Below are 25,736 nucleotides of genomic sequence, written 5' to 3'. Positions count from 1 at the left end.
GTTGTTCTGTCACCTGTATTTCCGAAATAGTTGGATCCCTATCACTATTAAGAAGCTAGTTATTGATATAATCCATGCTAATTTACTTAATAGTGGATAATGGTAAGAGACTACTATATTATTTTCTCCCTGCTGACTCTGAAATGAGACCAATGGTCCGGTATCTTCAGATTCAATTTCCTGGCCATTGTTTGTCAGAGTTAATCCAGCATACCTAAAAACTGGTAAGACAATTTCTGACTGATTTTCAGCAATAAAACCGTAGTTTTGTTGATTTGCGGAGATAGTAACTTCTGCTTCAACAGGTAATCCGTTTGCAGTGACTATTTGTTGGCTAAGCTGGTCTTCTTGCTCTTTTGAATATACTGGTGAATAATCAACACGCCCTAGACTGACATTTCTGGTCACACTATCAAAAGTAACTTGCGAATAGTCAGTAGCATTTAAACTTTCAGATGATGCACGTATAGATCCCATATTTAACATTATTAAAATCAGTGCAAATACTGCAATAGCTAATTTCTTAAATCGTGTTGTTCCAATTATTTCATTGATATAAATTGCTCCAGCAAAGCCTATAAATAACGAAGTAAGACCCAAGAAGCGCCAAGGAAATTGAATGTTGGTAAAAAGAGTTGACTGTAAAATTGACCAAGGGAAAAGCTTTGTTGACATAATGAATGCTAAAGCTCCTAGAATTAAGCCTACTTTTTGAACTTTATTTAAGTTTTTGAATTGTAATAGCGTTGTGACTAAAAGTGCTGTAATCAATAAGCCAAGTGAAATCGTACTGTATGAATTATTTAATCCTTCTACTAGAAGCGTGCCACTATTAAAACTATTCGAAGCTAGATCTGCAATAAACGGCATATTTAATTCTTGAAACTCACTATTAATCAATAATGGTACTAGAAAACCTAAACTAAGTAGTAAAATTAGAAATCCCGACTTAACGAAAGATAGTGTGATAGCAATAAATTTTTTTTGATGGGTGATACCATAGGATAGGTAGCATAATACAACAAATAAAAAAGCGAGGAATGAAGTAATTACATGACTATATACAATTAAAGAAAAGCTGAAGGCCAGCATCAAGATTCCTTGTTTATTGTTTTTAAGTATTAAGTAAACTCCACAGAAAACTAAAGGGAGAAAAGTCATTGCGATAACTTCACCTAGTGCCGCTCTAGTATAAATGTTAACCATTCGATATGTTGAAAAGACGTATAGTAAAGAGAATATGAAACCAATTCGGTGACTGTGAGTTATTTTGAGGGCAGAGTAATGCGAACTTAAAAAAGTCAGTAACGTGATAAAGAGCATATAAAGGTTATATCCAACGCCAATATTATCAACTAGTTTTACTAACAATAGAGCTGGATACAATGTCAGCCAACCGTAAAAATTATTTACTTGCAATCCTACAGAGTGAAGAACTTCTAAGTTTACCGGTGACTGGAGCACGTTTTCCAAACTTAAGATTCGGTTGAGGTGAAAATTCATATCGTTACCGTCAAAAATGATGTGATTATTAAGTGAAAAACCTGTTGCTAAAAAGCTCAGAATAAAATATCCAAAAACAATTAAAGCTATTTCGATAACTTTAAATTTCCAATTCTTTTTTGACGTGGCTCTTTCTGTATTCAAATAAATCCTCCTTGTTTCTATTCGACCACATAATTCTTTTTAAAGTTAAAGCTGGTCGATTAATTGTAATATACGAATCAGTTTAACATAAATAAAATTAGCTGAGAGGGTAAATATAAATTCATTTGAGAAAACTCTATTTTCCTTATTAACTATTAATTTGTGATTCTTTTTATTGATAGAAATTGGCTGATAATAGCTATGTCACTTTTTTTATGCCCATCATTCATTTCAAGAAATGAAGATAGACTAGCTATTGTTCCCCAAGATTCACCACTACATAATGATCAATAACCTGCAAGTAACCATCCTCTGGATAACTTGGCATGGATTGTGCTACTGCGGCTAATTCTTGATATTTGGCCGAATCTTCAGAATAGCCTATGGGAAAACCTTCAGCGAATAGAAAATCAGCGATTCTGCGGGTGTTTCCAGTCGGCTCATCGGTGTCGAATTCAAAAAATGAAGCGCCGATGATTTCACCTTTCAAAATTTGTAAACCAGAAAAATCAATTTCCCCGTAAGCAACAAGTTGATAATTTTCAGGGTCAGTAATCCCTAGATTAGCAATTTCAGTTTGAATACTTTCAGCAATTGTCCGCTCTTCTTGAAAAATCGTATTGGTAGTCTGGCCTAAACGGAAAGTTGAAAAACTTTGAAACAGGCTGATAACTAAGGAAAATAGTAGTAAGCCACGTTTGAGCTTTAGAGAGTCAAGTTCAGTAGCAATCGCAGCTGTCAAGAAGAACAAGACGAAATAAATGGTTGGATAGTAACTGCGAATAGGTCCTACCCACCCAAGTGTCAGTATTAGGAAACTGACGCATAAAAATAGCACGCCAACAGTAATGATTAAAGAAATCTTTCGTTGTAGCGTATTTTTCCGATTGAAAAGGACAGCTAGAAGGAATAACACACCAAATACAGAGGCAAAACCAAGGAAAAAAGGCCTATGAATAGAAAAAAGATTTTGGATCAGCAGCCAAGCAGTTTCAACAATATAATTCTTTATTGGGATCTGTAAAAAATAAAAATCAAAGGAAATATAACCATTTGCGGCAATATTAAAAATCTGAGAGACAAGCTTATTGATGACTAAATAGCCAATGAAAGATAGAGCAAGAATAGCGATATATGGGATAGCTTGTTTAAGATAGTCAACAATAGTTGTTTCTTCAGTGGTTTTTAAGTAGACACTAAGGATTGCTAGGACAACAAAAGAAACCTGTAAAGATTGATAGATAGCAAACGAAAAAGTTGATAAAAACAAGGAGCCTGTCAGCAATAAAGTAGATACGGTTTTGGTTTTCTTCTCAAAAGATATTTGAATCATCAAAATAGCTATTAGTTGAAAAATAACAGCTAGCTGGACTTCTATACTTTGTAAAATAAAGTTAGTCTGCTCAATTGTGCTAGGAGCAGTGATGGCAACTAGCGAAGCGATAAAGAGGGTTGGTGTGGAAATTTTTTTTGAGGATCGCCAAAACATGTAACAAAGAAGTAAAACTGTAATTGTCAGCAAAAAATAAGTCATCACATTTATAAAAACAGGATAAATAGAAGTACCCCAGGGTAAAACTCTTTTTAAAAATACTAAGCCATAGCGGTTTAGAGCCAGCCACCAGCTCAATGTTCCTTCTGGATCGGCAAACATTCTTTCTGTGTCGATACTGAAACTATAATTGAATATTTTAGGGGCATAAACAAGTGCAACAGTCACTAAACAAAAAATGGCTAGGCCCAGTTGTTGCTTTAGAAAGGCAAAAATACTTGTGGATTCCTTTGAAGTTGTGGACATTTGAATTAAATCCTCTGTCATTTATTTCACGTATTTGAGGTGCTTAAACACGTAATAAGTTGATTATACCAGTGGATTTTGAGGAAAACTAGTCTGTTTATGAGACTGATAAGGGTTACAAAATAGAAGTAGAAGATAATTTTACGAGGCATGGAACTCTCTTTGTCTTTAGACTTTTTCAAAAATAAAAACCTGCCGAACAATCGACAGGTTCAAAACTTTAATACCCCTTATCCAAACTCACTTCATTTTCCACCAATTTTCCATCGGCGACATAGGATTTCAAGTTGGCTAAGAAAATTTTCATAAATTTCTTTTGGAAACCGACCAATTCACCAGACATGTGGGGGGTAATTAGCAGATTTTTTGTCTGCCATAAGATACTATCCGCTGGTAATGGTTCTGTCTTGAAGACATCCAGAGCGGCGAAGGCCATTTCGCCTGATTCCAAGGCTTTCGCCAAATCATCTTCGACAACTGAAGGACCTCGGCCAACATTCATAAAAATACTGGCAGGATGCAGCCCGCTAAAGAAGGTACTATCATAAATGGCAGTTGTTTCGGCTGTCAAAGGCAGAATATTGATAATAATATCCATGCCCTGAGCCACTTTGTTTAAATTTTTGAAGGTGTAGGTTTCAAAAAAGCCATCCACTTGATGTCCAGTGGTGTTCACTCCGTAGACTTGGACACCAAGTGCGCTGGCTGCTCGGGCTGTTTTCTGACCGATATGGCCGGTACCGACAATTAGCATTTTCTTTTCTGCTAATTGGCCGACTGTCAGCTCGTTGCGATGCTGCCACAGCGTATTTTCCTGATGTTGGGCAATCGTCAGTAAATCTCGATAATAGGCTAATAAAACGCCGATAATATGCTCAGTAATCGCTGTGGCATGGATGCCGCTGGAATTAGAAAGCAGAATACTATTTTTTTGATACTCTTTGAGGGGCAGATAATCAACTCCTGCTGAAATGGATTGGACCCATTTCAAACGATGGTTGACTAATAAATCTGGAGCGAGCTTTTTATCCCAGCCGATAGTGATTTCGACATTTGAAATATCCTCTGGCGCTAGCTCAGTTTGGAAACGATAGTCTGGGGCAATCGTTTTGATTTGTTCTAAAAACTCGTCTTTAAAATTTCGGGTGGCATAAATTATTGGTTGTGTCATAAAGCAAACCTCTCTCTTTGTAAATTTTGCTAGTTACATTGTAGCAAAGGCAACCTTTTTCAGCAAAATATCTCGCCGTTTAGCGGGAAGAAAGGCTGGTTGGTTGACTGTGGAGAAAAAAAGTGTACAGGTTTAATAAACTCAAAATATTTCCAATTTAAAAATAATCAGCAAAAAAATCCGTCAGTCTCAGCTATCCTGGTGAAGAGCTTTAAACTAACGGAGGTTGTCTTTATTTGATAACAGGTGGTTTAGGAGCTAATGATTTGGTGGCCCTTGAAAAGATGAAGAGGGTCAAAAGCATTGTAAACAGTGAAACATCAAAGTCTGGTAAAAAGAAAGAAATCAGCGCAGATAAAATAATCGGCACCGTTGCGCTATAGACGGAGATTTTCAAGGTTTCAAAAAAGGTTAAACGAATTCGTCTTAGTGTACTAAATAAAAAGCAGGTGATAGCCCCAAAAAGCAAGGTAAACATCAGGCTCAGCCAAACAGGATAGAGTAAAAATAAAAAGACTAAAGCTTCCATCCATAAAGGTAGTTGCGTTTCTGTCAGCATCTGGCGGACATCGGCACCAGTCAGTTGCGCTAAAGTATCATTATCATAGGGAATTTCAAAAATATTGGAGCCAAAGACGGCCGCAATAGCATCCGAGTTGGCAAAGGCGATAATCAGCTCATTTTTGGAAAAGCCAACACTAAATAAGTTGCCTACTAAATCACTTGAAATTTCCTGCGGTGTCCGCTGGCCTTCTGGGTCAAAGGTAAAGACTATGGTGTCCGTTTGATAAATAAAGCCCTCGGTGTCATCCGTGACGATTTCACCGTTTTCAAAATGAAAATCAGGAATCTCAGCGGCAATCTGTGTGCCGTCGGTCTGAATATCACCAAAAAAAGAAAAGACCCCTTGAGCAATCGGCAGTGCTAAAATCACCCCTAGAAACAAGGCGTAGAGAATTGTTTTCCAAAAAGGAATTTTGCGGGCAGCCTGCAGGTGGTCGAATTGATAAAAAGAAGCTAAAAATAATTTCCAGTTTGTCATGATGGTTCCTTTCTTAATCTATCTAGTTTGTATTCTATCGAAGAGCGGCACTAAACACAAGGCAAGTCCCGCTTTTTCTTGAAGATTGTTTTTTATTGAAGGGCACTTGTTTCAATTAGCCCAAAACCTGATGAAGAATTTGGCGAAGGCGTTTTTTATTATCATCTTTTTCAGTGAATTGACTGTGAACAGATTTGTGACGGGGATGACTAGTATTCTAGACATTTTTATTTTAAGATAGATAGGAGAACTTTTTGAAGGAGCAGGTTATGGAATTTTTTAAAAAATGGAAAAAAATCTTAGAGGATAAAGGCTACTGGGAAATTCTATCCTATTTATTTTTCGGCGGCGCAACGACTGTCGTCAATATGGGCGTCTTTTTTATCGCCAACGCTTTTTTGCATCATTATATTGTGGCGAATACAATCGCCTGGTTCATTTCAGTCCTTTTTGCTTTTGTCACTAATAAAATTTTTGTTTTCCAAACAAAGAGCGAAACTGCCGGTCAGCTGGTGTGGGAATGGCTGAAATTTATGTTTTACCGGATTTTATCACTGGGAATAGATAACGGTTCCTTGTATGTGATTGTTGACGTTTTCAAATGGAATGTCATTGTTGGCAAGCTGGTATCCCAAGTGCTGGTTGTGGTTGCCAATTATGCCTTCAGTAAATTGTTCATTTTTAAAAAAACAACGGAAGAATAGCGGGAAAATAAGGAAGCATATCTTTTGAAGATTTCACAAGTGAATGGTACTCTTATCTTGTACTTAAAATTCGAGGAGGACTTTAAAATGGCTTACACTTTACCAGAATTACCTTACGCTTATGATGCTTTGGAACCTTATATCGATGTTGAAACTATGCATTTGCATCATGACAAACACCACAACACTTATGTGACTAATTTGAATGCAGCAATTGAAAAATATCCAGAACTTGGCGAACAAACTGTTGAAGAATTAGTAACGAACTTAAATGAAGTCCCTGAAGATATTCGTGGAGCTGTACGCAACAATGGCGGCGGCCACGCTAACCATAGCTTCTTCTGGAAAATTATGGGACCAAACGCTGGCGGCAAGCCAACTGGCCCAATTGCTGATGCTATCAATGATGCATTTGGCGATTTTGAAAAATTCAAAGAAGCATTCAAAACTGCGGCAACTGGCCGTTTCGGTTCAGGCTGGGCTTGGCTAGTAGTCAACAATGGAAAATTAGAAATCACTTCAACTGGCAACCAAGATTCTCCATTAACTGATGGTAAAACACCAGTGATTGGCTTGGATGTTTGGGAACATGCTTACTACTTGAAATACAAAAACGTGCGCCCTGACTACATCGCAGCTTTCTGGGAAGTTATTAACTGGGATCAAGTAAATAAAAACTTTGAAGAAGCAACTATCTAAGCTTTAATCAATACTATTTTCCCGCCGTCTGTAAAAGGATTGGCGGGCTTTTTTTGTAAAAAATTTTAAAGAACCATTGTTTTTCCTCTAGTTTTGTCCTGCAGAAGCACAAATCAAGTATACTATTTTGAAAGGGCTTAATTTATAGGAGGAATCAAATGAAGGCAAAGAAAGTAAATCTTATTTTAGGCTGGGCACTGGGCATAGTGATTGGCGCTTTTTTTCTGCTGCACATCTCAACAGAAGCAGCCCTGCACACCCATCTATTCTTTTCCGGCCATCCGCTAATCGCGATAACCAGCGATGTCTCGCCGGTGGAATTTTTTGAAAACGGGGAAATCATCTATGAAGTTGAAAATCCACCAGTTGATTCTGCCACGCAAACAACATTGGACCGTTTTACGCTGGAACCGGCGATGGACTTTTTGTATTTTGCTAAATATACAGGAGTGTAGTTGCTGAGAATTTCATAAAGCTTATGGCTCATCTTTGGAAAGCTGTCTGAATAGTTAAATTAAATGCCAGTTCTTAAATCTCCAAAATTAAATCGGAATTTTTAGTATTCAACCAAGACTAAATGTGAGGTTGAATACTTTTTTGTCTCTTCTTGTTGACTAAATGTAACTAAGTGATTACAATATGTTTAGTAGCTGTTACTAAAGGAGACGGAGTTATGATAAAAAACCGTTTGAAAGTTTTACGGGCTGAACGAGATTGGACGCAATCTGATTTGGCCGAGCGAGCTGGTATATCGCGACAGGCGGTCATTTCAATTGAGAAATACAAATACACGCCTTCGCTGGACCTGGCCTTTACGTTAGCCAAAGTCTTTGCTGTACCGATTACAGAGGTGTTTAGTCAGGAGATGGAAGAGGATGAATGATGTGCTTGAGTTACTCAATATTTTTGGTCTGCTAATTTTAGGACTTGCGGCTTTCGGCACTGTGCTATTTGAATTAAGAAAGCGCCGTGTTTATCAAAACGATGAGCGCTGGCAGTTGATTGTCAGTAAAGGCAATCAAATTACGTATGGTGCGGCTGCCATCTTGGCAACCTTTGTTCTAATAGTCTTATTGTGTTCAGATTTTGGTTTCTTAAAACGCATCAGTTTTTTTGAACTAGCCTTTCAAAAGGAAAATCTTTTTCAATTTCTCTATTTTATGGGCATTGTAACGCCATATTTACTGATTGGCACCCGCATCAGCTCTCTATTTATTCTAGATAAAAAAATGTAACTGAACTTAAGTTAAAGAAAGCAGGAAAAATAATATGAAACAATTTAAAATTGGCGATGGTGTCACTCCCTTGGATGGACCATTTAAGGGAATCTATGGTGTTGTCGTTTTCTATGATGAAAAAGAACAGGTTTTAGTTCGTTTTACCGGCAGTCAGCAGTTGTATTTTGCTGAGATGGATTTGAGGTTGTGGGAGAACTAAAAAATTCTTGATACAATTTAGAGAATCAGTTTGTTACTAGTTTCAGACGCTTATGCTGAATAATGCCTTCTAATATCATCAGATGTTTTTTATCAAAAAAGAGTTTTCATTTTATTACTTGAAAAAAATTAGAAAACTAATTAGAATGAAAGCATATACATCAGATGAATTAGGGAAGGGGCATGCTTGTGGAAGCGACAAAAACTTTGGTAGAACAGACAACAGATAAAATCATTGCCTTTATCAAAACGCATGATTTAAAAATTGGCAATAAACTCCCCAATGAGTACCAGTTATCTCAGGAGCTAGATATTGGACGCAGCACTTTACGGGAGGCAGTTCGTGTGCTAGTTTCCCGTAATATTTTAGAGGTACGCCAAGGATCAGGGACTTTTATTAGCGATAAGCGGGGGATTGCGACAGATCCCCTAGGGTTTTCTTTGATAAAAGATCAAGACAAGATGATTTTAGATTTGTTTGAGCTACGTTACTTGCTGGAACCTAAGATGGCAGCGCTAGCAGCTAAGAATGCTTCAGAAGAGCAAATTCAGCGAATCACGTATTTAAAAGATGAGATTGAAATCTCTTTTTTAGAGGGAACAGATGATCACGTTCAATTGGACATTGAACTGCATACGACGATTGCTCAGGCTAGTGGAAATGTCGGGCTAACCCATATCATTCCAGTAATTAACGAATCTATCGCCCTCTTTAACAAAAGCTATAATGTCGAGCGATTGAAACGTGAGACGATAACCTTGCATTCAGACATTGTAGAGGCTATCAGCAATCATGACGAGCTGGAGGCCTTTGATACAATGACAGTCCATATGGCCACTAATCGCAAGGAGTTTCGCAAGATTATGAAAAAAAAATAGAAAACGCTTTAAAAAAAAGTTGACAAGTCATCTGATGTATTTTATATTGAAATACATCAGATGACTTTTTTATTTTGAGGAGGAGAAAAAATGAGTGGTTTTATGGACAAACTAACCGATGTACTAGGGAGCTTCGCCAACAAGATTAACAATCTACGCTACATCATGGTCATTAAAAATGCATTCTCTGCATTAATTCCTGTAATTATCACGGGGGCTTTCGGGACATTATTTTCTGCAATGGTTTTCGATGCTGAGAATGGTTTAGCTCAGATTAATGCACTAAGGTTCTTAGAACAATTGAAACCGATTGCGTCAGCGGTGAGTTACGTAACGCTGAGCTTTTTAACAATTTATGCCGTATTTTTAATTGGGATTGAGCTGGCTAAGCTAAACAAAATCAATGGGGTATTTCCTGGGATTTTAGCTGTCATGTCTTATTTATCAGTCAATCCAACAACCTATGAATTGGTTAATAATGATACCACCGTTTTAGTGGAAAATGTTTTAGCAAAACAATACACTGACACTAAAGGATTATTTTTAGGGATGTTTGTTGCAATTATTTCAGTCGAATTGTATAGCTGGTTAGGCAAACGAGAAGGCTTGAAAATCAAAATGCCAGACACTGTGCCAAGCAATGTATCGGCTAGTTTCTCAGCGCTATTTCCAACAATCATCACGGTAGCAGTAATTGCCAGTGCGGGATTTGCTATCAAAGCAATTACCGGTCAGTATGCTTATGACATCATCTATAATATTGTTCAACGACCTTTAGAAAGTGTCGTGCAAGGTTTACCGGGAATTTTAATTCTAATGCTAGTAGCTCAAGTCTTTTGGGTGATTGGGATTCATGGTAATCAGATGGTTAAACCAATCCGCGAACCGTTATTATTAGCTGCGATTGCGGTCAATACAGAGGCCTTTCAAGCCGGTAAAGAGATTCCGAATATTATCACGATGCCATTTTGGGATATGTATATGAGTATGGGTGGTTCTGGTGTTACCATTGGTCTATTAGTTGCTATTTTACTTGTGGGTAAACGAGACGATATGCGGGAAATTACGAAGCTATCTTTGGCCCCGGGTATTTTTAATATAAATGAACCGGTGATTTTCGGAATGCCGATTATGTTGAACCCGATTTTGGCGATTCCATTTATCATCACACCGTTAGTAACTGGGACAATCGGTTACTTTGCAACTTCATTAGGCTTTGCTGCCAAAGCCGTCGTGATGGTACCATGGCCAATGCCACCAATCGTGAATGCCTACTTGGCAACAGCTGGCGACATCGGTGCGGTCATCACTCAGGCAGTCTGTATTGTTGTCGCAATTTTAATCTATCTACCATTCGTTAAGATTTCTAATAAAGAAAGTCGCTAATCAAAGGAGAGCTTTATGAAAATCACAATTCCTGAAAATTTTATTATCGGTGCCGCTTCTTCCGCTTGGCAAACTGAGGGCTGGGTTGGCAAAAAGGAAAACCAAGATTCCTATTTGGATCGTTGGTATAAAAATGAAAAATTTGTTTGGCACAACGGCTATGGTCCAGCAGTTGCTACCAATTTTATGGAAAAATATCAAGATGACGTTGACTTGATGAAGGAAATCAAGCTAACGCATTATCGGACTTCTATCAATTGGGCCCGCTTTTTCACTGATCATGAACAATTAATTGTTGATGAAGACTATGCTCAGCACATCAGTGATGTGATTGATGCACTGTTAGCAGCGGGTGTAGAACCAATGCTGTGCTTGGAGCATTATGAAGTGCCTGCAGTCCTATCTGATAAATACGATGGCTGGTCTTCGCGAAAAGTCGTTGATTTGTATGCTGGCTATGCCAAAATCGCCTTTGAACGTTTTGGCGACCGGGTCAAACAGTGGTTTACCTTTAACGAACCGATTGTGCCGCAGACCCGTATTTATTTAGATGCGATGCGTTGGCCCCATGAGCAAAACACGCAGAAGTGGTTGCTGTGGAATTACCATAAAGTTTTGGCTAGTGCCAAGGCTGTTGAAATTTATCATGAATTAAATCAAGGAGGCCGGATTGGCTGTGTTTTAAATCCTGAGATGGTGTATGCCCGTTCTAGCTCTGAGGCCGACCAAAAAGCCGCCGCTATGTATGATTTATTTTTTAATCAGATTTTCTTTACACCAATGATTAAAGGAATTTACCCACAGGAATTGATTGATATTTGTCAAGCTCATGGGGTTTGGATTGAAACGGCCGCTGAAGATTTGGCGACGATTAAGGAAAATACCTTGGACTTTTTAGGGGTCAACCAGTATTATCCTAAGCGGGTGCGCTCACCAAAATATGCGCCAAATGCAGAGACACCGTTTCATCCAGAAATTTTCTATGACACCTTTGATTTACCAGGCAAGCAGATGAATAATTCCCGCGGTTGGGAAATTTATCCGCAGGTGATGTATGATATGGCCCTTTATCTGAAAAATAATTACGGCAATATTCCTTGGCTGATTACTGAAAATGGCATGGGCCGGGAGAACGAAGAGCAGTATCAAGATGAAACTGGGATGGTGCAGGATAGCTATCGCATTGATTTTATCAGACAGCACTTACGCTATTTAATTAAAGCTGTCGAAGAAGGAGCCAACTGTGAAGGCTATATGCTCTGGGCCTTTACTGATTGTGTTTCTCCAATGAATGCCTTCAAAAATCGCTATGGCTTGGTGCGGATTGAGCTAAATGAAGAACGCACTCGCTCCATGAAAAAGTCGGGACTGTGGTATAAATCAATTATCGAGACCCGTCAATTTGAAGTAGCAGACGAACAGGAATATAAATAAGTTAAAAGGCTGAACTCTGGCTCTGGCACAGTTCAGCCTTTTTGCAATTTTTTCAGGGACAAGGATGGGATTATCATGCAAAATCAAACACTATTTCTAGGTATCGACATCGGGACTACCGCCATTAAATTTGGTTTAATTGACAACGGTCAGCTTGTCTGGGAGACCTTGCAGCTGTCAAAAACTTATCAAGTGGGGGCTGCCCGTTTTCAAAAACGCAGTGAGCTGTATCAAGAGTTAAGGGCGGGGATTGCGGCTATTCCAGATGATTTGCGACAGCGGATAAAAACACTTGGTTTTAGTGTGGCGATGCACAGTTTATTTCCTTATGAAAATGACTCTTCTGAGAATATTTTCCTCTGGTCAGATGCCCAAGCCAAAGAGACAGTCAAAAAATTTAAAGGCAGTGATACCGCTCGCCAGTTTTACTTAAAAACCGGCACGCCAATTCATCCGATGACACCCTTTGCCAAGATTATGTACTTTAATGAGCAACAGACTTACCCGCAAAATATGTCATGGTATGGACTTAAGGAGTGTTTGATGCAGCTTTTCACTGGCCAATGGTGTCTAGATTTGGCCACGGCCTCAGCAACTGGCCTGCTCAATTTGAATTCCTTAACCTGGGATGCAGAAATTTTAGAATTTCTAGATTTGTCAGAAAAACAACTAGCACCTTTGACAGACACTACCGAGCTATTTCCGATTTTAGCTGAAACTGCGACTGACTTTTCATTGCCAATGGATTGTCAAATCATGATTGGTGCCAGTGATGGCAGCCTAGCGACCTATGCTGGCTTTAAAACTAGCGGCATTCCAAATAGTTTAACCATCGGGACTAGTGCAGCTTTGCGGAAGCTGCGAACCAGTCCCCGCCTTGATCCAATCCGGCAAAATTTTTGTTATTATCTGCATCACGAACTGTATGTAACCGGCGCACCGTCAAACAACGGTGGCAATGTCTTAGCTTGGGCTAGCGATATTTTATTTGAAGAAGCGGCTCATTTTTATCAAGAACTGCCGGCAGCATTAACAGTTTCACCAATCGGCGCTAAAGGATTGCGTTTTGCTCCGTATCTTAACGGTGAGCGGGCCCCTTTATGGGATATGGATCAAACGGCTAGTTTTCAAAAAATTACGAGCCAGCATCGCAAGGCTGACTTTGTTCGGGCCGTGACCGAGGGTGTTTTGATGAACATTCGAACACTGCAAGAGAGTCTCGGAGAAATGATTGAAATTACCGTTAACGGCGGTTTTTTCCAAACCGCCGAGCTCTCGCAGATGACAGCGGATGTTCTAGGTGCGACCTGCTACCTGACGGAAAAGAATGAACCCATTTTTGGCTTATATTATTTGCATCAGACAGAAGACTTAACGCCTGAGGTGCAAGAAAATTATTTTGTACCGGATGAAACACGGCATCAAGAGTATGAAAAATTATTTGCCAATTACTTTATTTATTAATTAAATATTACAGATGGACTGCTGATATTTTTTTCTCGGCAGTTTTTTATTTTTTTTTTCACCTCACCTGTTGATTTTTCTCTTCCTCAAGTTGTATATAGTATGACGGGTTTTTTAGAAAAGGGGAGTCGAGAATATGCGCAAACTACATCTTTTATTTAAAAATGCAGACGGCAGCCGTAAGCGGATTATCGTGGAGTGTTGTCATCAAAATTTATCCGCTGAAGCAGTACGTAAAGCGATGGAGGAGATTATTGCTTTAAAGCTATTTGAGCGCAATGGCGTGCAGCTTTACACAGAAATTGTTGGAGCAAAATACGTTGAAAAACGGATTACCGTAATTTTTGATGATGGTAATAGCCGCCCTCCAAAGGAAAAAACAGCGGTTGCTCAAACAGAGCAGCTGGTGAAAGATCAGCTGCAAACGGAGGTAGCTAGACGACCGGTAGGAGAATCCCCGAAAAAGCAAACTGAGTTTTATTCAAAATTTATCCAGCGTAATAAGGAAGCAAAAAGTCTCTCCAAAAGCCTTCTCCAAAGATTCTTGAGTTCTTTAAAAGGGACTGTCAATCACGTTTCAACAAAAAAACTGAGGCAGCTGAAACTGCGAAATTTCCACAGTTTCAGCCCTCAGTCAGCAGATTATTTATTAAAGTTCTTGGGTTTTCTGACGACATCAATTAAAGTGCCATCGCGATATTCAATCAAGGCGACAACCTGGTCGTCAAATTCGATATCTTCCGGTTCTCCGGCATACTGATAGGCCAAGTCCCGCAATTCTTCAATGGTTTTTAGCGGAATATCGGTATCTTTGAAGGCTTCCAGTAAATCTTGGCGGGCGGGATTTACTGCAACGCCATAATCGGTGACGACGATATCAATGCTTTCTCCTGGTGTCGTCACAGAAGTCACATGATTGCGGACGGTTGCTAACCGGCTGCGAATCAACGGCGCCACAATAATCGCAATTTTTGAACCGGCAGCAGTATCGGTATGACCGCCGGGGGCTCCTTGAAGGATGCCGGTGGAGCCTTGGACAACATTGACATTGAAATCAATATCAACTTCTAAAGCGCCTAAGATGACAAAATCTAGCTGATTGACAAAGGCTCCTTTGTTAAAGGGATTGGCATATTGAGAAGCGGAAATTTCAAAATGCCGTGGGTCGCTATGGGCCGAAGCAACCGATGCCAAATCAAAGGCTTGATCGTCTAATAAGGTGTTGATGTAGCCGTCACGGTATAAATTGACGATGGGTTCAGTGATGCCACCCATGGCCCAGCCGCATCTGACATTGGCTTTGTCCATAAATTCCTTCAAAAAGGTCGTGGTCGCTAGAGAAGGTCCGCCGCCACCAGTTTGAAAGGAGAAGCCGTCTTTGAATAAGCCGGAGTGGTACATACATTTCGCCGCATTTTCAGCGAGCATTAATTCTCTAGTATCTGTCGTTAAGCGTAGCACGCCGGTAGCAATTTTTGACGCATCGCCGATTGAATCAACCTCCACCACATAATCAACATCAATCCCTTTGATGCTAGCAGGGAAATTTGGTGCGGGAACTAAAGTGTCTGTGATGATGACCACCTTATTAGCATAGCGGGCATCACCGTCAACATAAGAAAGAACACCAGTATCAGATTTTCCGCCTTTTCCGCTGGCGTTGCCCCATTCATCACTGGTTGGGGCAGCCAAGAAGGCGATATCAATTTTAACGGATCCGTCTTCGATTGCCCGAGCTCGACCGCCGTGGGTCCGGATAATTGCTGGATTTTTTAATTTTCCGGCAGAAACTGTTTCGCCGATTTCATCACGAATCCCGCTGGTAGAAATACCAGTGACCGTGCCATCTTCAATACAAGGAACTAAATAGTTATGTGCGGTATTTAAGCTAGAGGCACAGACTAACAAATCCTTGATTCCCAATGCGTGAATTTCCTTCATCACCAGATTGACAACATAATCCCCATTGCGCAGGTGGTGATGGAAGGAAATTGTCATGCCATCTTTTAGACCAGCGGCGATAACAGCTTCACGGATGGAAGCGACTAATTTACTTTCTTGCGGTTTAACGTGAGCTTTAACGGTGGGGGCACTTTTGGTGAACTCATAGCCTTCACGGTAATATTGCCCTTGAAAAACTTCCCGACCATCAGTTAAATATTCATCTGGAATCTCACGACCTAATTGATTAATCACACTAATTCCCCCTTATAGGTGCCGGCAGCTTTTGCCAGTTTCAAAATTCTTTGAGCCCCTTCAACGTGGGCGATATCGACCATTTTACCATCGACAATTAAAACACCAATGCCGGCTTCTTTATTATCTTCAATTGCCTGAATCACATGCTCAGCATGATAAACCTCAGCAGCATCTGGCGTAAAAGCTGCGTGGGTGACGCTGATTTGCTTAGGACTGATTAGCGACTTGCCATCAAAGCCGAGGTCTTTAATAAAGTTGACCTCCTCGACAAAGCCCTCCGGATTATCAATATCCGTATACACCGTATCAAAAGCCATCACGCCAGCTGCCCGGGCTGCCATTAGCATCTGCGAGCGGGCCACGAATAGTTCTTGACCGGCAATCGTCCGTTTGGAATGCATGGTGCGGGTGAAATCGCCGCCGCTTAAAGCAATGCCCATCAAACGCTCACTACTTTTGGCAATCTCGTAAGCATTGATAATGGCCAGCGGCGATTCTAACGCCGCCATCAGCATGGTGTGCCCGACTGGTACGTTAAATTCTTTTTCGGCTGCTGCCACGAGTTTCTCAACTAATTGAACATCTGCGGCAGTCTCGGTTTTGGGTAGGCGGATGCCCTCAGCTCCGCCGGCGACAGCTGCCCGAATATCTTCTTCGAATAAAGCTGAATCCAGCGCATTAATCCGTACCCAGCGCTCCACTCCCTGATAGTCAATATCCCGTAAAGTATTAAATAACTGAATGCGAGCGGAGTCTTTTTCCTTTTCCGCCACAGCATCCTCCAAATCAAAAATCACGCAGTCCGGCTGATAGACAAAGGCATCTTTGACCAAAGTCGCCCGTTGCGCATTTAAGAAGATCATCGAACGTCTAATTTTTTCTGCCATTTAAATCAGCTCCTTCCAAGCGATATTTTTATTTTTGCCGATACTGCGGAAATAGGCGGTTTCAATCCGAGCTTTAATCGTGCAATCCAAAGCCCCTTTATCGATGATTTTAATCTGGGCATTTTCCATCTCCAAATTTTCCGCCACCTTTTGAGCCAAGGCGGTAATTTGATTCCCATATTGACTCATGACACTGCTCTCAATTAAAAATTGGTTGCCGGCTTGACTCGGGGTGATGGTAACTTGGACGTCACTGGATTCCAAAGTGCCGGCAATTGCTGCTTTTTCGATTTTCATATGCTGCCTCCTCTAAAATTTCTACTCTTTAAAAGTAACCGATTTCAGCATAAGAATAAAAGGTAAAAAAAGCATTTGAACCATGCGTAAAAGGAATGGATAGTATGGTAAAATATGTAAATAAAGAGTGATGAAAGGAGCCGAGTCTGATGGATGAAAAAGATATTGAGATGCTGTTGGCACTGCAACAGACCCGCAATATTACGCAGGCGGCCCAATTGTTATTTATCAACCAGTCGTCGTTATCAAAACGCCTGTCACTATTAGAGACGAAGCTGGGCGTTAGATTATTTTTGCGTTCAAAAAACGGTGTTAGCTTTACAGCGGAAGGCGAAGAAGTTTTGACTACCGCCATCCAAATCCAACGTCTGTTGAATAGACTGAAGGATCAGCTGCAATTTTCTGAAAACGGTGTGCGGGGTAGCTTGAATCTCGGCTGTTCGATTAATTTTTCCCAGTACGAACTGCCAAAGCTAGTAGCGGCTTTTCACCAGCAAAATCCGTTAGTCAAATTAAATATCACAGCGGATTACAGCCGCACCATTTATCAAAAATTAGTGGCTGACGAGATTGATATTGCGATTATCCGAGGCGAATTTGGTGGGAATTTTCAGCGGCAATTGATTGCAGAGGATCGCATTTATCTTATCAGTCAAGAGGAATTGTCCTTTGAAGAATTGCGTAAGCGGCCGTTTATTTCCCGCAAAAGCGATTTTTATTTTCAAGAAGAGGTCAATCGCTGGTTGATTGAAAATGATTTACTGACCTTATCCAGTGAAAATATTCTGGTGGACAACGCCAATTCCTGTGTTGAGTTTGTCCATCAAGGGTTGGGCTGGGCGATTGTTCCCGAGATTACCTTAGTCAATTATGGAGGGTACAAAAAGGAGATTGCCTTTAAAGATGGCAGTTCCTTTATTCGCCGCACTTATTTGATGCACAAAGAAAGGGCACTGGAAATTGCGCCGGCTCGGTTATTTAAAGAAGTGGTGGAGGAAAAATTAAAGTAAAGAGGATAGCCAATTAGAAGTTTAAAGGAGGCAAAACATGCACACCTATCAAGCAGATATTGAATGGATTCTCAGTTTTAAAAACCAGTTTGATTTTGATTATTGGACTACTTCTGATTTGCGTCTATTGAAGGGCAGTCCTTTGAATGCAGTTATCGCGCCAACGTATTTAGTGGAGTTAGGGGTTTCTGTATCAGAGCCTGTTATTCAAGAAAGTGTGGAACTGTTGTTTTCAGTTTTAAAAGAAGATGGCCGCTTTAAACTTTATCCAAAGGGCGGCATTTACCCTTGCTACACCGCCTTGGCTTTACTGAGTTTGTGCCAGCTGGGACAGGCGCAGGATTTCCGATTAGATAAAACCTTTAGCTATTTTTTGGAAACACAAGAATCTGATGGCGGTTGGAAATGCAATAAATATAGTTATGGCCGGGGACCTGAAACAGAGTTTTCAACGCCATTGACCACCTTATTAGTCTTGCATGCCTTTTTACACCGAGAAAAATTTAGCGAAAATCCGCAAGCAGCTGCAGCAGTCGCATTTTTGTTGAAGCATTGGGAAATTAAAACGCCCATCAGCCCCTGCCATTATGGGATTGGCAAGCTGTTTAAACAAGTCGAGTATCCCTTTGCTGATTACAATTTATTTCAGTATGTCTACGTGTTATCCCATTATCCAGTGGCGCAAACAGATGCCCGTTTTTTTGAAGCTTTTGCTTATTTACAAAGCAAAACGCAAGACGGAAAAATTGTAGTGGAGCGGCATTCGCCAAAGTTAAATAAACTGGAATTTTGTAAAAAAGGCCAGGTGAGTGAACTGGCCACCAAGCGTTATCAGCAGATTTTGCAGAATCTAGGACTGTAATTGAAAAATACTTTTTAGTCACTTTAAGACAGGCCGTTTGACGAGTGGAGGGAATAGTTTTCTACTTAAAAGTCAAAATCATTTTCATTTTGGCTGCTTTGCTCCATAATTTAGCTGTAGAAGGAGGCAAAGATTATGCCAGAGAAAAAAATGATGTCAGCAATCGGCTTTTATGAAGGCCTGCCGATTGATGAAAAGAACAGTTTTATTGATGTAAAAGTTGAAGTTCCGACGCCAAGACCACGGGACATATTAGTCAAGATTCAGGCGATTTCGGTGAATCCCGTAGATACAAAATTGCGACAAACGACCACCAAAAGCCAAAACCTTCGTGTGTTGGGTTTTGATGCTGTTGGCGAAGTCGTAGCAATCGGCAGCCAAGTCGAAAAATTTAAAGTGGGCCAGCGGGTTTTTTATGCGGGAACCACTACCCGAACCGGCAGCAACCAAGCCTTTCAACTAGTCGATGAACGAATTGCCGCTTTAGCTCCTGACAATTTAAGCAATGAAGAAGCCGCTGCTCTGCCATTAACCTCATTGACAGCTTATGAACTGCTTTTTGATAAATTTGGCTTGATTCCAGCAAAAAATGCCAATTCCGGTAAAAAAATTCTGGTGATTAATGGAGCTGGTGGTGTCGGTTCTATTTTAAGTCAGCTGGCAAAATGGGCCGGGCTGGAAGTCTATGCCACGGCAAGTCAGAAAAATTTTGCTTGGCTGCAAAAATTTGGGACTGACCACCCCCTTGACTATCATGAGGATTTGGCCGAAAGTCTACGGGAATTAGGCGTTGATAAAGTTGATTATATCGCGGTTTTATTCGATATTACCGCCTACCTTAAACAAATCACGCCATTGATTCAGCCCTTTGGACACGTTGGTACGATTGTCGGCGTCACTCAAGCACTTGATTTGAGCGCCTGGAAAAATCTTTCCGTAAGTTTCGATTGGGAATACATGTTTGCCAAAACTGATCATGATTATTTGCTGGACTCACAAGGTGCCGCCCTAGCTTTAATTGCCGATTTGGCCGAGCAAGGCGAACTGCAGTCGACGGTCAATAAAGTCTATGACAATGGAATCAACGCTGCGACTTTAAAACAAGCGACAAAAGATGTCGAAACTGGCCATATGCTAGGAAAAGTGGTGGTTAGCGGCCCGTTTAATGAAGGTTAAAAGAATTTGTTTAACTTTTTAGATAAGTTAAACCTTTGATTCAGAATAAACAAAACTAAAAAATAGTTTAAAAATCGAGTGTCTACCCTGTCTTCGTTTCCATCACGGAGGGGGAAGCTGCTCGATTTTTTATTTGTAAACTCGCTGTCAAAGTATTCAGCCGTGTTCTCTTTTGTGACTCACTATTGCGGGTAAAATTCTATGTAAGGACTATCTACATTGCCCAAGAAGGACTAAAATAAAATTGAAAAAATTTGTCATAAGTTAAGTCTTTTTGAAAATTTCTCTGTATATATAGGCGAAGGGGGAATGGCAAATTGCTGAAAGAAGAGATGGCTGCAACAAAGGAAGTCGAATTAGCAGCCTTGATTCAAGAATATTCTAAATTGCTATATGCAGTAGCATTATCAATTTTAGGTCGTCATGCCAGCAAAGAAGATGTCGAGGAATTGGTAAGTGATGTCTTTTTACGCTACTGGCAAAATCAAAGTAATTACAATCCGAAAAAAGGCTCTTTAAAGAATTACCTAGCGCTATTAACCAAAAGTATGAGCCTAAACAAGCTCAAGCAAAACAAACGCCTATTTGAAAAAATCACCGATTTTCCATTGGAGGATTTACCGGAGGCGGAAAAAGAAAATGCGGATATTTGGGATATCTTTTTTGAAGCCCTGTTATTAATTGATGAGCCAACAAAGGAAATTTGTCTGCAGCGGTTTTTTTATGAATTAAAACCGAAAGTGATTGCTGAAAATATGGGGATGGATTTGAAGGAAGTCAAAAATCGTCTGTACCAAGGCAAGAAGAAGATTCGTAAAGAGATGGAATTTTTATTATTAGCCCAAGGAGGTCTACACAAATGAAAGCTTATGAAGAAATACCTTTAAGCCGTCTATCCGATGAAAACTTAGATCAATTTATCGCTATGATGGGCCACCAATTTGATACCAGTAACGAAAAAAATATCCAGCAACGGGTTTTGTTAGCTGGCGAAAAGCTTACTTGGCTAGATAAAATTCGTTATTCTAAGCGGAATTTGACGATTGTTGCAGCGCTAGCTAGTTTTTTTATTATTCCCGGAACAGTCTACGGGGCCAGTAAAGTTTGGCAAACATACTTTTCACAACATAATTATAGCAGTCTGATTTCAATTACCAATCAGGAAAAAAAACAAGAGGAAAAATATCGCTTAGAAGTTCATTACTTACCAGAAGGCTTGCAACCAATTCCTCAGAATGAAGGAGAAGTCCCGGCGAAATTTTACAATCCAGATGCTACTGATGCCTCGATTTCCACCCTGTTGCTGCAAATTGATGAAGGACAGACGGATTTGGAGACTCTCTATACCGATTCTGCTGAAGAAATGGAGCTAGCGGGTCGCAAAGTCTGGTTGATTCATAAAAAAACAAATGAAGCCTCAGACAATCTTGATCGGACGGCCTTTGTTCTTTTTGAGGAGGAAGGATATGTGCTGCAACTGTTCATTGGCAAAGACATTCCAGAATCAGAGCTACTGGAATTTATTCGCAATCTTGAGTTGGTTCCGGCTGGTGATGGTCTCGCCTCAGATTCTTATCTAATTTCAGATTTTGAAGAAGAGACAGCAGCAACGTCTGAAACTGAAATAAGCGGCAACGAGGCACCTTGGCGCATCTCAACGGATAGTGAGTTGATTAAAAAAGTTGGCGAAGAACAGCATTTTAGCTTGAGCCAGCAACTTGATGATGAGACAGATTTTGCTTTGACGGTCAATGATGTGACAGTCAGCGACAATTTATTTGAGGTTGAAAATGCTGATAGCGACTGGTCTGTGCAAGGTTTCTTTGAGAGGATGAAGGAGGAGGGCTTAGTTGATGAAGCAGGAAATTTTTTGACATATACGGAGACTCTTTATAACCGAGGAGATGGGAAGGACACTTTAGATACAGTGGCTGCTCAAACCCAAGACCAAATGAAGCTAGTCAAACTAAATGTTACTTTGAAAAATTTAAGCACAGTTGCTTTTCCTGATTTTTATTTTCAAGCGAATGCTTCAATCTTAACAGCAGTAGATGGTTTTTATCAGCCTAAATATCTCTTTGATCGGGAACAGCAATATGCGGAGATTGGCTATCGCAATTCTAGTGACCTCGTCTATCTCAGCAATCATGGTGAGGGTAAGGGGTATTACAATATCGGCACTATTGCCGGGCAAGAAGCAGTCACCTTTGAAGTTGGCTACTTGGTTCCCGCCAGTGATATGGCGGATTTGTTCCTAGATGGAACGACCTACAGTTATGAAGAAGGTTATGAAGCCAAACTGGAACGGGTGAAGTTGTTTGAATAAGGATATTGAAGGAAGAAGAGAGAAAAGATTAAATTAAAAATGAGTGTCAATTTTTGACTGAGTAATAAAACGACTGGTGAGAGTTAGCGCAAAAGGCTGACTTTTACCAGTCGTTTTTAATTAAGTGGTCCCAAGTGTATTACTAGTTGAAATAACCAATATTTCATTTCCCAACAAAGTTTTGATAGCAAAACTTGCTGGTTAAGATTTTCCGTTCGCTTAAGACAATCATCTCATTATCTTCATTGTATCCTGCTTTGAAAATTGCTAAAGCAGGTTCAAAATTAGCTTCTAAAATTTCGGATTCCTCACTGGATAAATTAACGACTTTATAAGTTTCCTCAATAGCTTTTAGAGTCAAGTTATTATCATGGAGGAGTTGGTCAATACCTTGGTCTGTTAGAGTTTTTTCAGTTAAAAAACTGAAATATTGGTTTTTTAAAATTAGTCTTTCAAAAGCTACAGGAGTTGATCTTAATTTGTGCAGTAAATGAACCTTGAGAACATTCTGGCCTTTTTTTAAGCCCATTTTTTGACTGATGCTAACTTTAGGAGGTTCTTTTGTAAAGAGTAAAATATCTTGCTTTAATTCCTGACGATTTTCACCAAGATAATGGTTCATGAGATTTAAGTCAAAAAAAGAATTTAGTGATTCCGGCTTGATAGCCGAAACAAAAGAGCCTTTTCCTTGGATACGATAAATAAAACCACGCTTTTCCAATTCTTGCATGGCTAACCGAACCGTGGTGCGACTCATGGAGTATTCCTCACCAATTTGCTTTTCCGTTGGAAGTTTATCATTCGGCTTCATTTCATTTTCAATTTGCTCTTGTAAGGTATCTACTAGTTGATAATAAAGGGGAATTTTATTTGAACTATCACGCATTATGTTCACCTCAATTTGTTATAACAACATTATCGTTCAGACTTGAAACTTTGTCAATAAAGGATTTGATAGCTTAATAAAAGTTATCAAAAAATTATTGACAAACTCGAGTAAGCGTTTTATTATATATTTAAAAGTAGTGTTGTTATAACAAATTTTAACAAAAGAAAGGTGAATTCATTTGAAACGACTTTTAGATTTTTCCGCAAAAGATTTTTTAGAAGTAAGCCCCTTAGATTTAAAACAAGCCATATTAGCCTCTGAAGGCCGGACCATCATGGCGGAAAACGTACCCACGCATCATCCTTTTTTAAATGGTGTCACCAATGCAGAATTAGAAAGAGCTGCAGGAGCGGACCTTTTAATGTTCAATGCACTTGATTTGTTACATCCAATTATCCGGGGAGTTCCCGATGATATTACTGAAAATCCAATTACTTGGATAAAAAGGGCCACCGGTCGAGCGATTGGCGTCAACTTGGAACCAGTTGATCTAAATGCACCAATGAATGAAGAACGAACAGAAATCTCAATCGGTCGGATTGTTTCACCAAAGACCTTGAAGGAAGCTCAGAAATTAGGCTTCAGCTTTATCTGCTTGACAGGTAATCCCGGGGCTGGGGTTTCAAATAAAGCGATAAAAAATGCCATCCAACTCTCTAGAGAACATTATGATGGGTTAATTATCGCTGGAAAAATGCATGGTGCCGGGGTAGACGAGCCGGTCATGAACTTAGAAATTGCAAAAGACTTTATCTCAGCAGGAATTGATGTTTTGCTGGTGCCAGCACCATACACTGTGCCATATTTTATGGAACAGGATTTAAGAGAAATTGTTGATTATGTCAAAGCCTTTAATGTGGGTAAAACGATAAAAGAAAAAGTGCTAATTTTAACTGCCAATGGTACGAGTCAAGACTCCTCTGACATTGACACGATTAAAAAAATTGGCTTAGCATCAAAAGCTTGTGGTGCTGATATTCAGCATATTGGGGATTCTTTCAATGGCATTTGCCTGCCACAAAATATTTTTGCTTTAGGTCAAGCAATTCGGGGTTATCGCCATCAAATGATTATGTTAGGGAAATCAAATTATCGATAAGGAGTGGTTAAAATGATTGATAAAGTTCAAAATATTGCAGCCAAAATCAGCAGTCAGCGTCACTTAGTTGCATTAAGGGATGGCATGGCAAGTGCGATGCCATTAATTATTATCGGCTCAGTGTTTATGTTAGTTGCGAATTTTCCTGTCCAAGGTTTTACGGATTGGTTAGCAGACATCGGAATTCAAACGTTTCTTAATAAAGCTTCCAATTCAACATTTGGGATTGTTGGGTTAGCAGTAACCTTTTCAATTGCCTATAATCTTGCCAAGCATTATAAAGTTGATCCTCTATCAGCAGGACTTTTATCATTAGGCTCCTTCGTTCTGTTAACCCCAATTTTGGATAATAATGGCTTTCCTATGCAATATTTAGGTAGTGCTGGCTTGTTTGTTGGGATTATTGTTTCTTTAATCACCACTGAAATTTTTAAATTTTTTGTCAATCGCAATATCACAATCAAGATGCCAGAAACAGTTCCACCGAATGTTAGCCGAGCTTTCGCTGCTATTTTACCAGGATTTTTTATCATTTTATTTTGGTTTATCATCATGTTGCTTGCCCATTACACGGGGATTGATGATATTCACGCTTTGATTGCTAACACGATTGCTAAGCCGTTAAGCGTGCTAACAAAAACTTTGCCGGGTATCATTTTTGTAATCTTCATTCAATGTTTCTTCTGGATGTTTGGGATTCATGGTGCCAATGTAACAGGGCCTATTATTGAACCGCTACTCTTGCAAAATTCCGATGCTAACCGGATTGCTTATCAAGCAGGAGAAGAATTGCCAAATATTATTACTTACGAATTTTTGTATAACTTTGTCTTTTCCGGTGGCGCGGGGTGTGTAATGGCACTAGCAATTTTAATCTTCCTTTTCTCTAAGAGTAAAGAAAATAAAACTCTCGGAAAACTATCAATTGCTCCCGTTAGTTTCCAAGTCGCCGAGCCTGTACTATTTGGATTTCCGACTATCCTAAACATTAAAATGGTGATTCCTTTTGTGGTGGCACCAGTAGTTACAACACTGATTACGTATTTTGCAATGGATTGGGGTCTTGTTGGAAAACCTGTTGGGGCAGTCATCCCTTGGACAACACCACCAGTTATTGCTGGATTTCTAGCTAGTGGCGGTAAAATCAGCGGTGCTGTAATCCAAATTATTACAATCGCCATCAATATGGCCATCTACTATCCATTCTTTAAAATGGACGATAACGAAAAATTAAAAAGAGAATTAGCGGATTAAAAAAACTTTCCCTTTTCAGTCCTTCTTAAGATGAACAGCAGGTTCACTTAAGTTGGACTGGAAAGGGATTTTTTTCT

The 25,736-nt window shown here is 39.8% G+C and carries 26 protein-coding genes; 18 read left to right on the top strand and 8 right to left on the bottom strand.

The genetic code is table 11. The features are described from left to right. Positions 1 to 9: 9 nt before the first annotated feature. The 4 genes from ORH16_RS01460 to ORH16_RS01445 all read right to left on the bottom strand — a co-directional run bounded on the left by ORH16_RS01460 (position 10) and on the right by ORH16_RS01445 (position 5,658). Positions 10 to 1,647 (bottom strand): hypothetical protein, encoded by a 1,638-nt coding sequence (locus ORH16_RS01460; RefSeq protein ID WP_265455585.1) that lies wholly within the window; start codon positions 1,645 to 1,647, stop codon positions 10 to 12. A 253-nt stretch (positions 1,648 to 1,900) separates the two neighbouring features. Next, on the bottom strand, positions 1,901 to 3,466 hold the full coding sequence (locus tag ORH16_RS01455; RefSeq protein WP_265455584.1) for a glucosyltransferase domain-containing protein: 1,566 nt from the start codon (positions 3,464 to 3,466) through the stop codon (positions 1,901 to 1,903). Between the two features lie 199 nt (positions 3,467 to 3,665). Then, a complete protein-coding gene (locus tag ORH16_RS01450; protein WP_265455582.1) occupies positions 3,666 to 4,616 on the bottom strand; it encodes an NAD(P)-dependent oxidoreductase in 951 nt (316 codons plus the stop codon). 232 nt (positions 4,617 to 4,848) lie between these two features. Further along, the gene (locus ORH16_RS01445) at positions 4,849 to 5,658 is read right to left on the bottom strand and encodes a DUF1189 domain-containing protein (RefSeq protein ID WP_265455580.1); all 810 of its coding nucleotides are present in this window, start codon (positions 5,656 to 5,658) and stop codon (positions 4,849 to 4,851) included. A 269-nt stretch (positions 5,659 to 5,927) separates the two neighbouring features. On the opposite strand from ORH16_RS01445, the gene ORH16_RS01440 reads away from it, so the two are divergent. The 11 genes from ORH16_RS01440 to ORH16_RS01390 all read left to right on the top strand — a co-directional run bounded on the left by ORH16_RS01440 (position 5,928) and on the right by ORH16_RS01390 (position 14,420). After that, the gene (locus ORH16_RS01440; protein ID WP_265455578.1) at positions 5,928 to 6,362 is read left to right on the top strand and encodes a GtrA family protein; all 435 of its coding nucleotides are present in this window, start codon (positions 5,928 to 5,930) and stop codon (positions 6,360 to 6,362) included. Positions 6,363 to 6,449: 87 nt separating this feature from the next. Beyond that, positions 6,450 to 7,061: a superoxide dismutase gene (locus tag ORH16_RS01435; RefSeq protein ID WP_265455576.1), complete on the top strand. Its 612-nt coding sequence runs from the start codon at positions 6,450 to 6,452 to the stop codon at positions 7,059 to 7,061. A 158-nt stretch (positions 7,062 to 7,219) separates the two neighbouring features. Next, positions 7,220 to 7,516: a hypothetical protein gene (locus ORH16_RS01430; protein WP_265455574.1), complete on the top strand. Its 297-nt coding sequence runs from the start codon at positions 7,220 to 7,222 to the stop codon at positions 7,514 to 7,516. Positions 7,517 to 7,734: 218 nt separating this feature from the next. Next, on the top strand, positions 7,735 to 7,944 hold the full coding sequence (locus ORH16_RS01425; RefSeq protein ID WP_265455572.1) for a helix-turn-helix transcriptional regulator: 210 nt from the start codon (positions 7,735 to 7,737) through the stop codon (positions 7,942 to 7,944). Next, positions 7,937 to 8,296 carry a hypothetical protein gene (locus ORH16_RS01420; RefSeq protein WP_265455570.1) on the top strand — a complete coding sequence of 120 codons (360 nt, stop codon included), beginning with the start codon at positions 7,937 to 7,939 and terminating at the stop codon, positions 8,294 to 8,296. Before ORH16_RS01425 ends, ORH16_RS01420 begins: the two co-directional genes overlap by 8 nt. A 34-nt stretch (positions 8,297 to 8,330) precedes the next feature. Continuing rightward, positions 8,331 to 8,498 (top strand): hypothetical protein, encoded by a 168-nt coding sequence (locus ORH16_RS01415; RefSeq protein ID WP_265455568.1) that lies wholly within the window; start codon positions 8,331 to 8,333, stop codon positions 8,496 to 8,498. Positions 8,499 to 8,686: 188 nt separating this feature from the next. Next, positions 8,687 to 9,376 carry a FadR/GntR family transcriptional regulator gene (locus ORH16_RS01410; RefSeq protein ID WP_322597274.1) on the top strand — a complete coding sequence of 230 codons (690 nt, stop codon included), beginning with the start codon at positions 8,687 to 8,689 and terminating at the stop codon, positions 9,374 to 9,376. Positions 9,377 to 9,466: 90 nt separating this feature from the next. Beyond that, on the top strand, positions 9,467 to 10,762 hold the full coding sequence (locus ORH16_RS01405) for a PTS sugar transporter subunit IIC (protein ID WP_265455564.1): 1,296 nt from the start codon (positions 9,467 to 9,469) through the stop codon (positions 10,760 to 10,762). Between the two features lie 15 nt (positions 10,763 to 10,777). Beyond that, on the top strand, positions 10,778 to 12,196 hold the full coding sequence (locus ORH16_RS01400) for a glycoside hydrolase family 1 protein (protein WP_265455562.1): 1,419 nt from the start codon (positions 10,778 to 10,780) through the stop codon (positions 12,194 to 12,196). A gap of 75 nt (positions 12,197 to 12,271) precedes the next feature. Continuing rightward, entirely contained in the window at positions 12,272 to 13,660 is a 1,389-nt protein-coding gene (locus tag ORH16_RS01395) for a gluconokinase (RefSeq protein ID WP_265455560.1), read from the top strand. A 136-nt stretch (positions 13,661 to 13,796) separates the two neighbouring features. Then, positions 13,797 to 14,420: a DUF2922 domain-containing protein gene (locus ORH16_RS01390; protein WP_265455558.1), complete on the top strand. Its 624-nt coding sequence runs from the start codon at positions 13,797 to 13,799 to the stop codon at positions 14,418 to 14,420. On the opposite strand, the gene citF is transcribed toward ORH16_RS01390, so the two are convergent. Genes citF through citD form a run of 3 tightly spaced genes read right to left on the bottom strand, consistent with a single transcriptional unit; the run spans position 14,303 to position 17,043 of the window. Further along, complete coding sequence (citF, locus tag ORH16_RS01385; protein WP_265455556.1) at positions 14,303 to 15,856, bottom strand: citrate lyase subunit alpha; 1,554 nt, start codon at positions 15,854 to 15,856, stop codon at positions 14,303 to 14,305. The two genes, ORH16_RS01390 and citF, sit on opposite strands and share 118 nt — an antisense overlap. Further along, complete coding sequence (locus ORH16_RS01380) at positions 15,853 to 16,746, bottom strand: aldolase/citrate lyase family protein (protein ID WP_265455554.1); 894 nt, start codon at positions 16,744 to 16,746, stop codon at positions 15,853 to 15,855. Before ORH16_RS01380 ends, citF begins: the two co-directional genes overlap by 4 nt. Further along, entirely contained in the window at positions 16,747 to 17,043 is a 297-nt protein-coding gene (gene citD / locus ORH16_RS01375; protein ID WP_265455552.1) for a citrate lyase acyl carrier protein, read from the bottom strand. It abuts the gene before it with no gap. Between the two features lie 149 nt (positions 17,044 to 17,192). On the opposite strand from citD, the gene ORH16_RS01370 reads away from it, so the two are divergent. The 5 genes from ORH16_RS01370 (at position 17,193) to ORH16_RS01350 (ending at position 22,417) form a co-directional block, all read left to right on the top strand. Then, positions 17,193 to 18,053: a LysR family transcriptional regulator gene (locus ORH16_RS01370; RefSeq protein ID WP_265455550.1), complete on the top strand. Its 861-nt coding sequence runs from the start codon at positions 17,193 to 17,195 to the stop codon at positions 18,051 to 18,053. 37 nt (positions 18,054 to 18,090) lie between these two features. Then, positions 18,091 to 18,915 carry a prenyltransferase gene (locus ORH16_RS01365; RefSeq protein ID WP_265455548.1) on the top strand — a complete coding sequence of 275 codons (825 nt, stop codon included), beginning with the start codon at positions 18,091 to 18,093 and terminating at the stop codon, positions 18,913 to 18,915. Between the two features lie 135 nt (positions 18,916 to 19,050). After that, on the top strand, positions 19,051 to 20,091 hold the full coding sequence (locus tag ORH16_RS01360; protein ID WP_265455547.1) for a zinc-binding alcohol dehydrogenase family protein: 1,041 nt from the start codon (positions 19,051 to 19,053) through the stop codon (positions 20,089 to 20,091). A 317-nt stretch (positions 20,092 to 20,408) separates the two neighbouring features. Next, the gene (locus tag ORH16_RS01355) at positions 20,409 to 20,954 is read left to right on the top strand and encodes an RNA polymerase sigma factor (protein ID WP_265455546.1); all 546 of its coding nucleotides are present in this window, start codon (positions 20,409 to 20,411) and stop codon (positions 20,952 to 20,954) included. Further along, entirely contained in the window at positions 20,951 to 22,417 is a 1,467-nt protein-coding gene (locus ORH16_RS01350; RefSeq protein WP_265455544.1) for a hypothetical protein, read from the top strand. Before ORH16_RS01355 ends, ORH16_RS01350 begins: the two co-directional genes overlap by 4 nt. A 163-nt stretch (positions 22,418 to 22,580) precedes the next feature. Here ORH16_RS01350 and ORH16_RS01345 read toward each other — a convergent pair whose 3' ends face one another. Then, positions 22,581 to 23,303: a GntR family transcriptional regulator gene (locus ORH16_RS01345; protein WP_265455543.1), complete on the bottom strand. Its 723-nt coding sequence runs from the start codon at positions 23,301 to 23,303 to the stop codon at positions 22,581 to 22,583. Between the two features lie 175 nt (positions 23,304 to 23,478). On the opposite strand from ORH16_RS01345, the gene ORH16_RS01340 reads away from it, so the two are divergent. Together ORH16_RS01340 and ORH16_RS01335 are read left to right on the top strand one after the other, a co-directional pair. Continuing rightward, positions 23,479 to 24,405, top strand: coding sequence for a haloacid dehalogenase-like hydrolase (locus tag ORH16_RS01340; protein WP_265456650.1), 927 nt, complete (start codon positions 23,479 to 23,481; stop codon positions 24,403 to 24,405). 12 nt (positions 24,406 to 24,417) lie between these two features. Next, positions 24,418 to 25,659 carry a PTS sugar transporter subunit IIC gene (locus ORH16_RS01335; RefSeq protein WP_265455541.1) on the top strand — a complete coding sequence of 414 codons (1,242 nt, stop codon included), beginning with the start codon at positions 24,418 to 24,420 and terminating at the stop codon, positions 25,657 to 25,659. Positions 25,660 to 25,736 lie beyond the last annotated feature (77 nt).

Source organism: Enterococcus sp. HY326 (genome assembly GCF_026157065.1).
GTDB lineage: Bacteria > Bacillota > Bacilli > Lactobacillales > Enterococcaceae > HY326.
The sequence above is the reverse complement of the archived record's forward strand: the minus strand, read 5'-3'. Positions and strand labels throughout refer to the sequence as shown.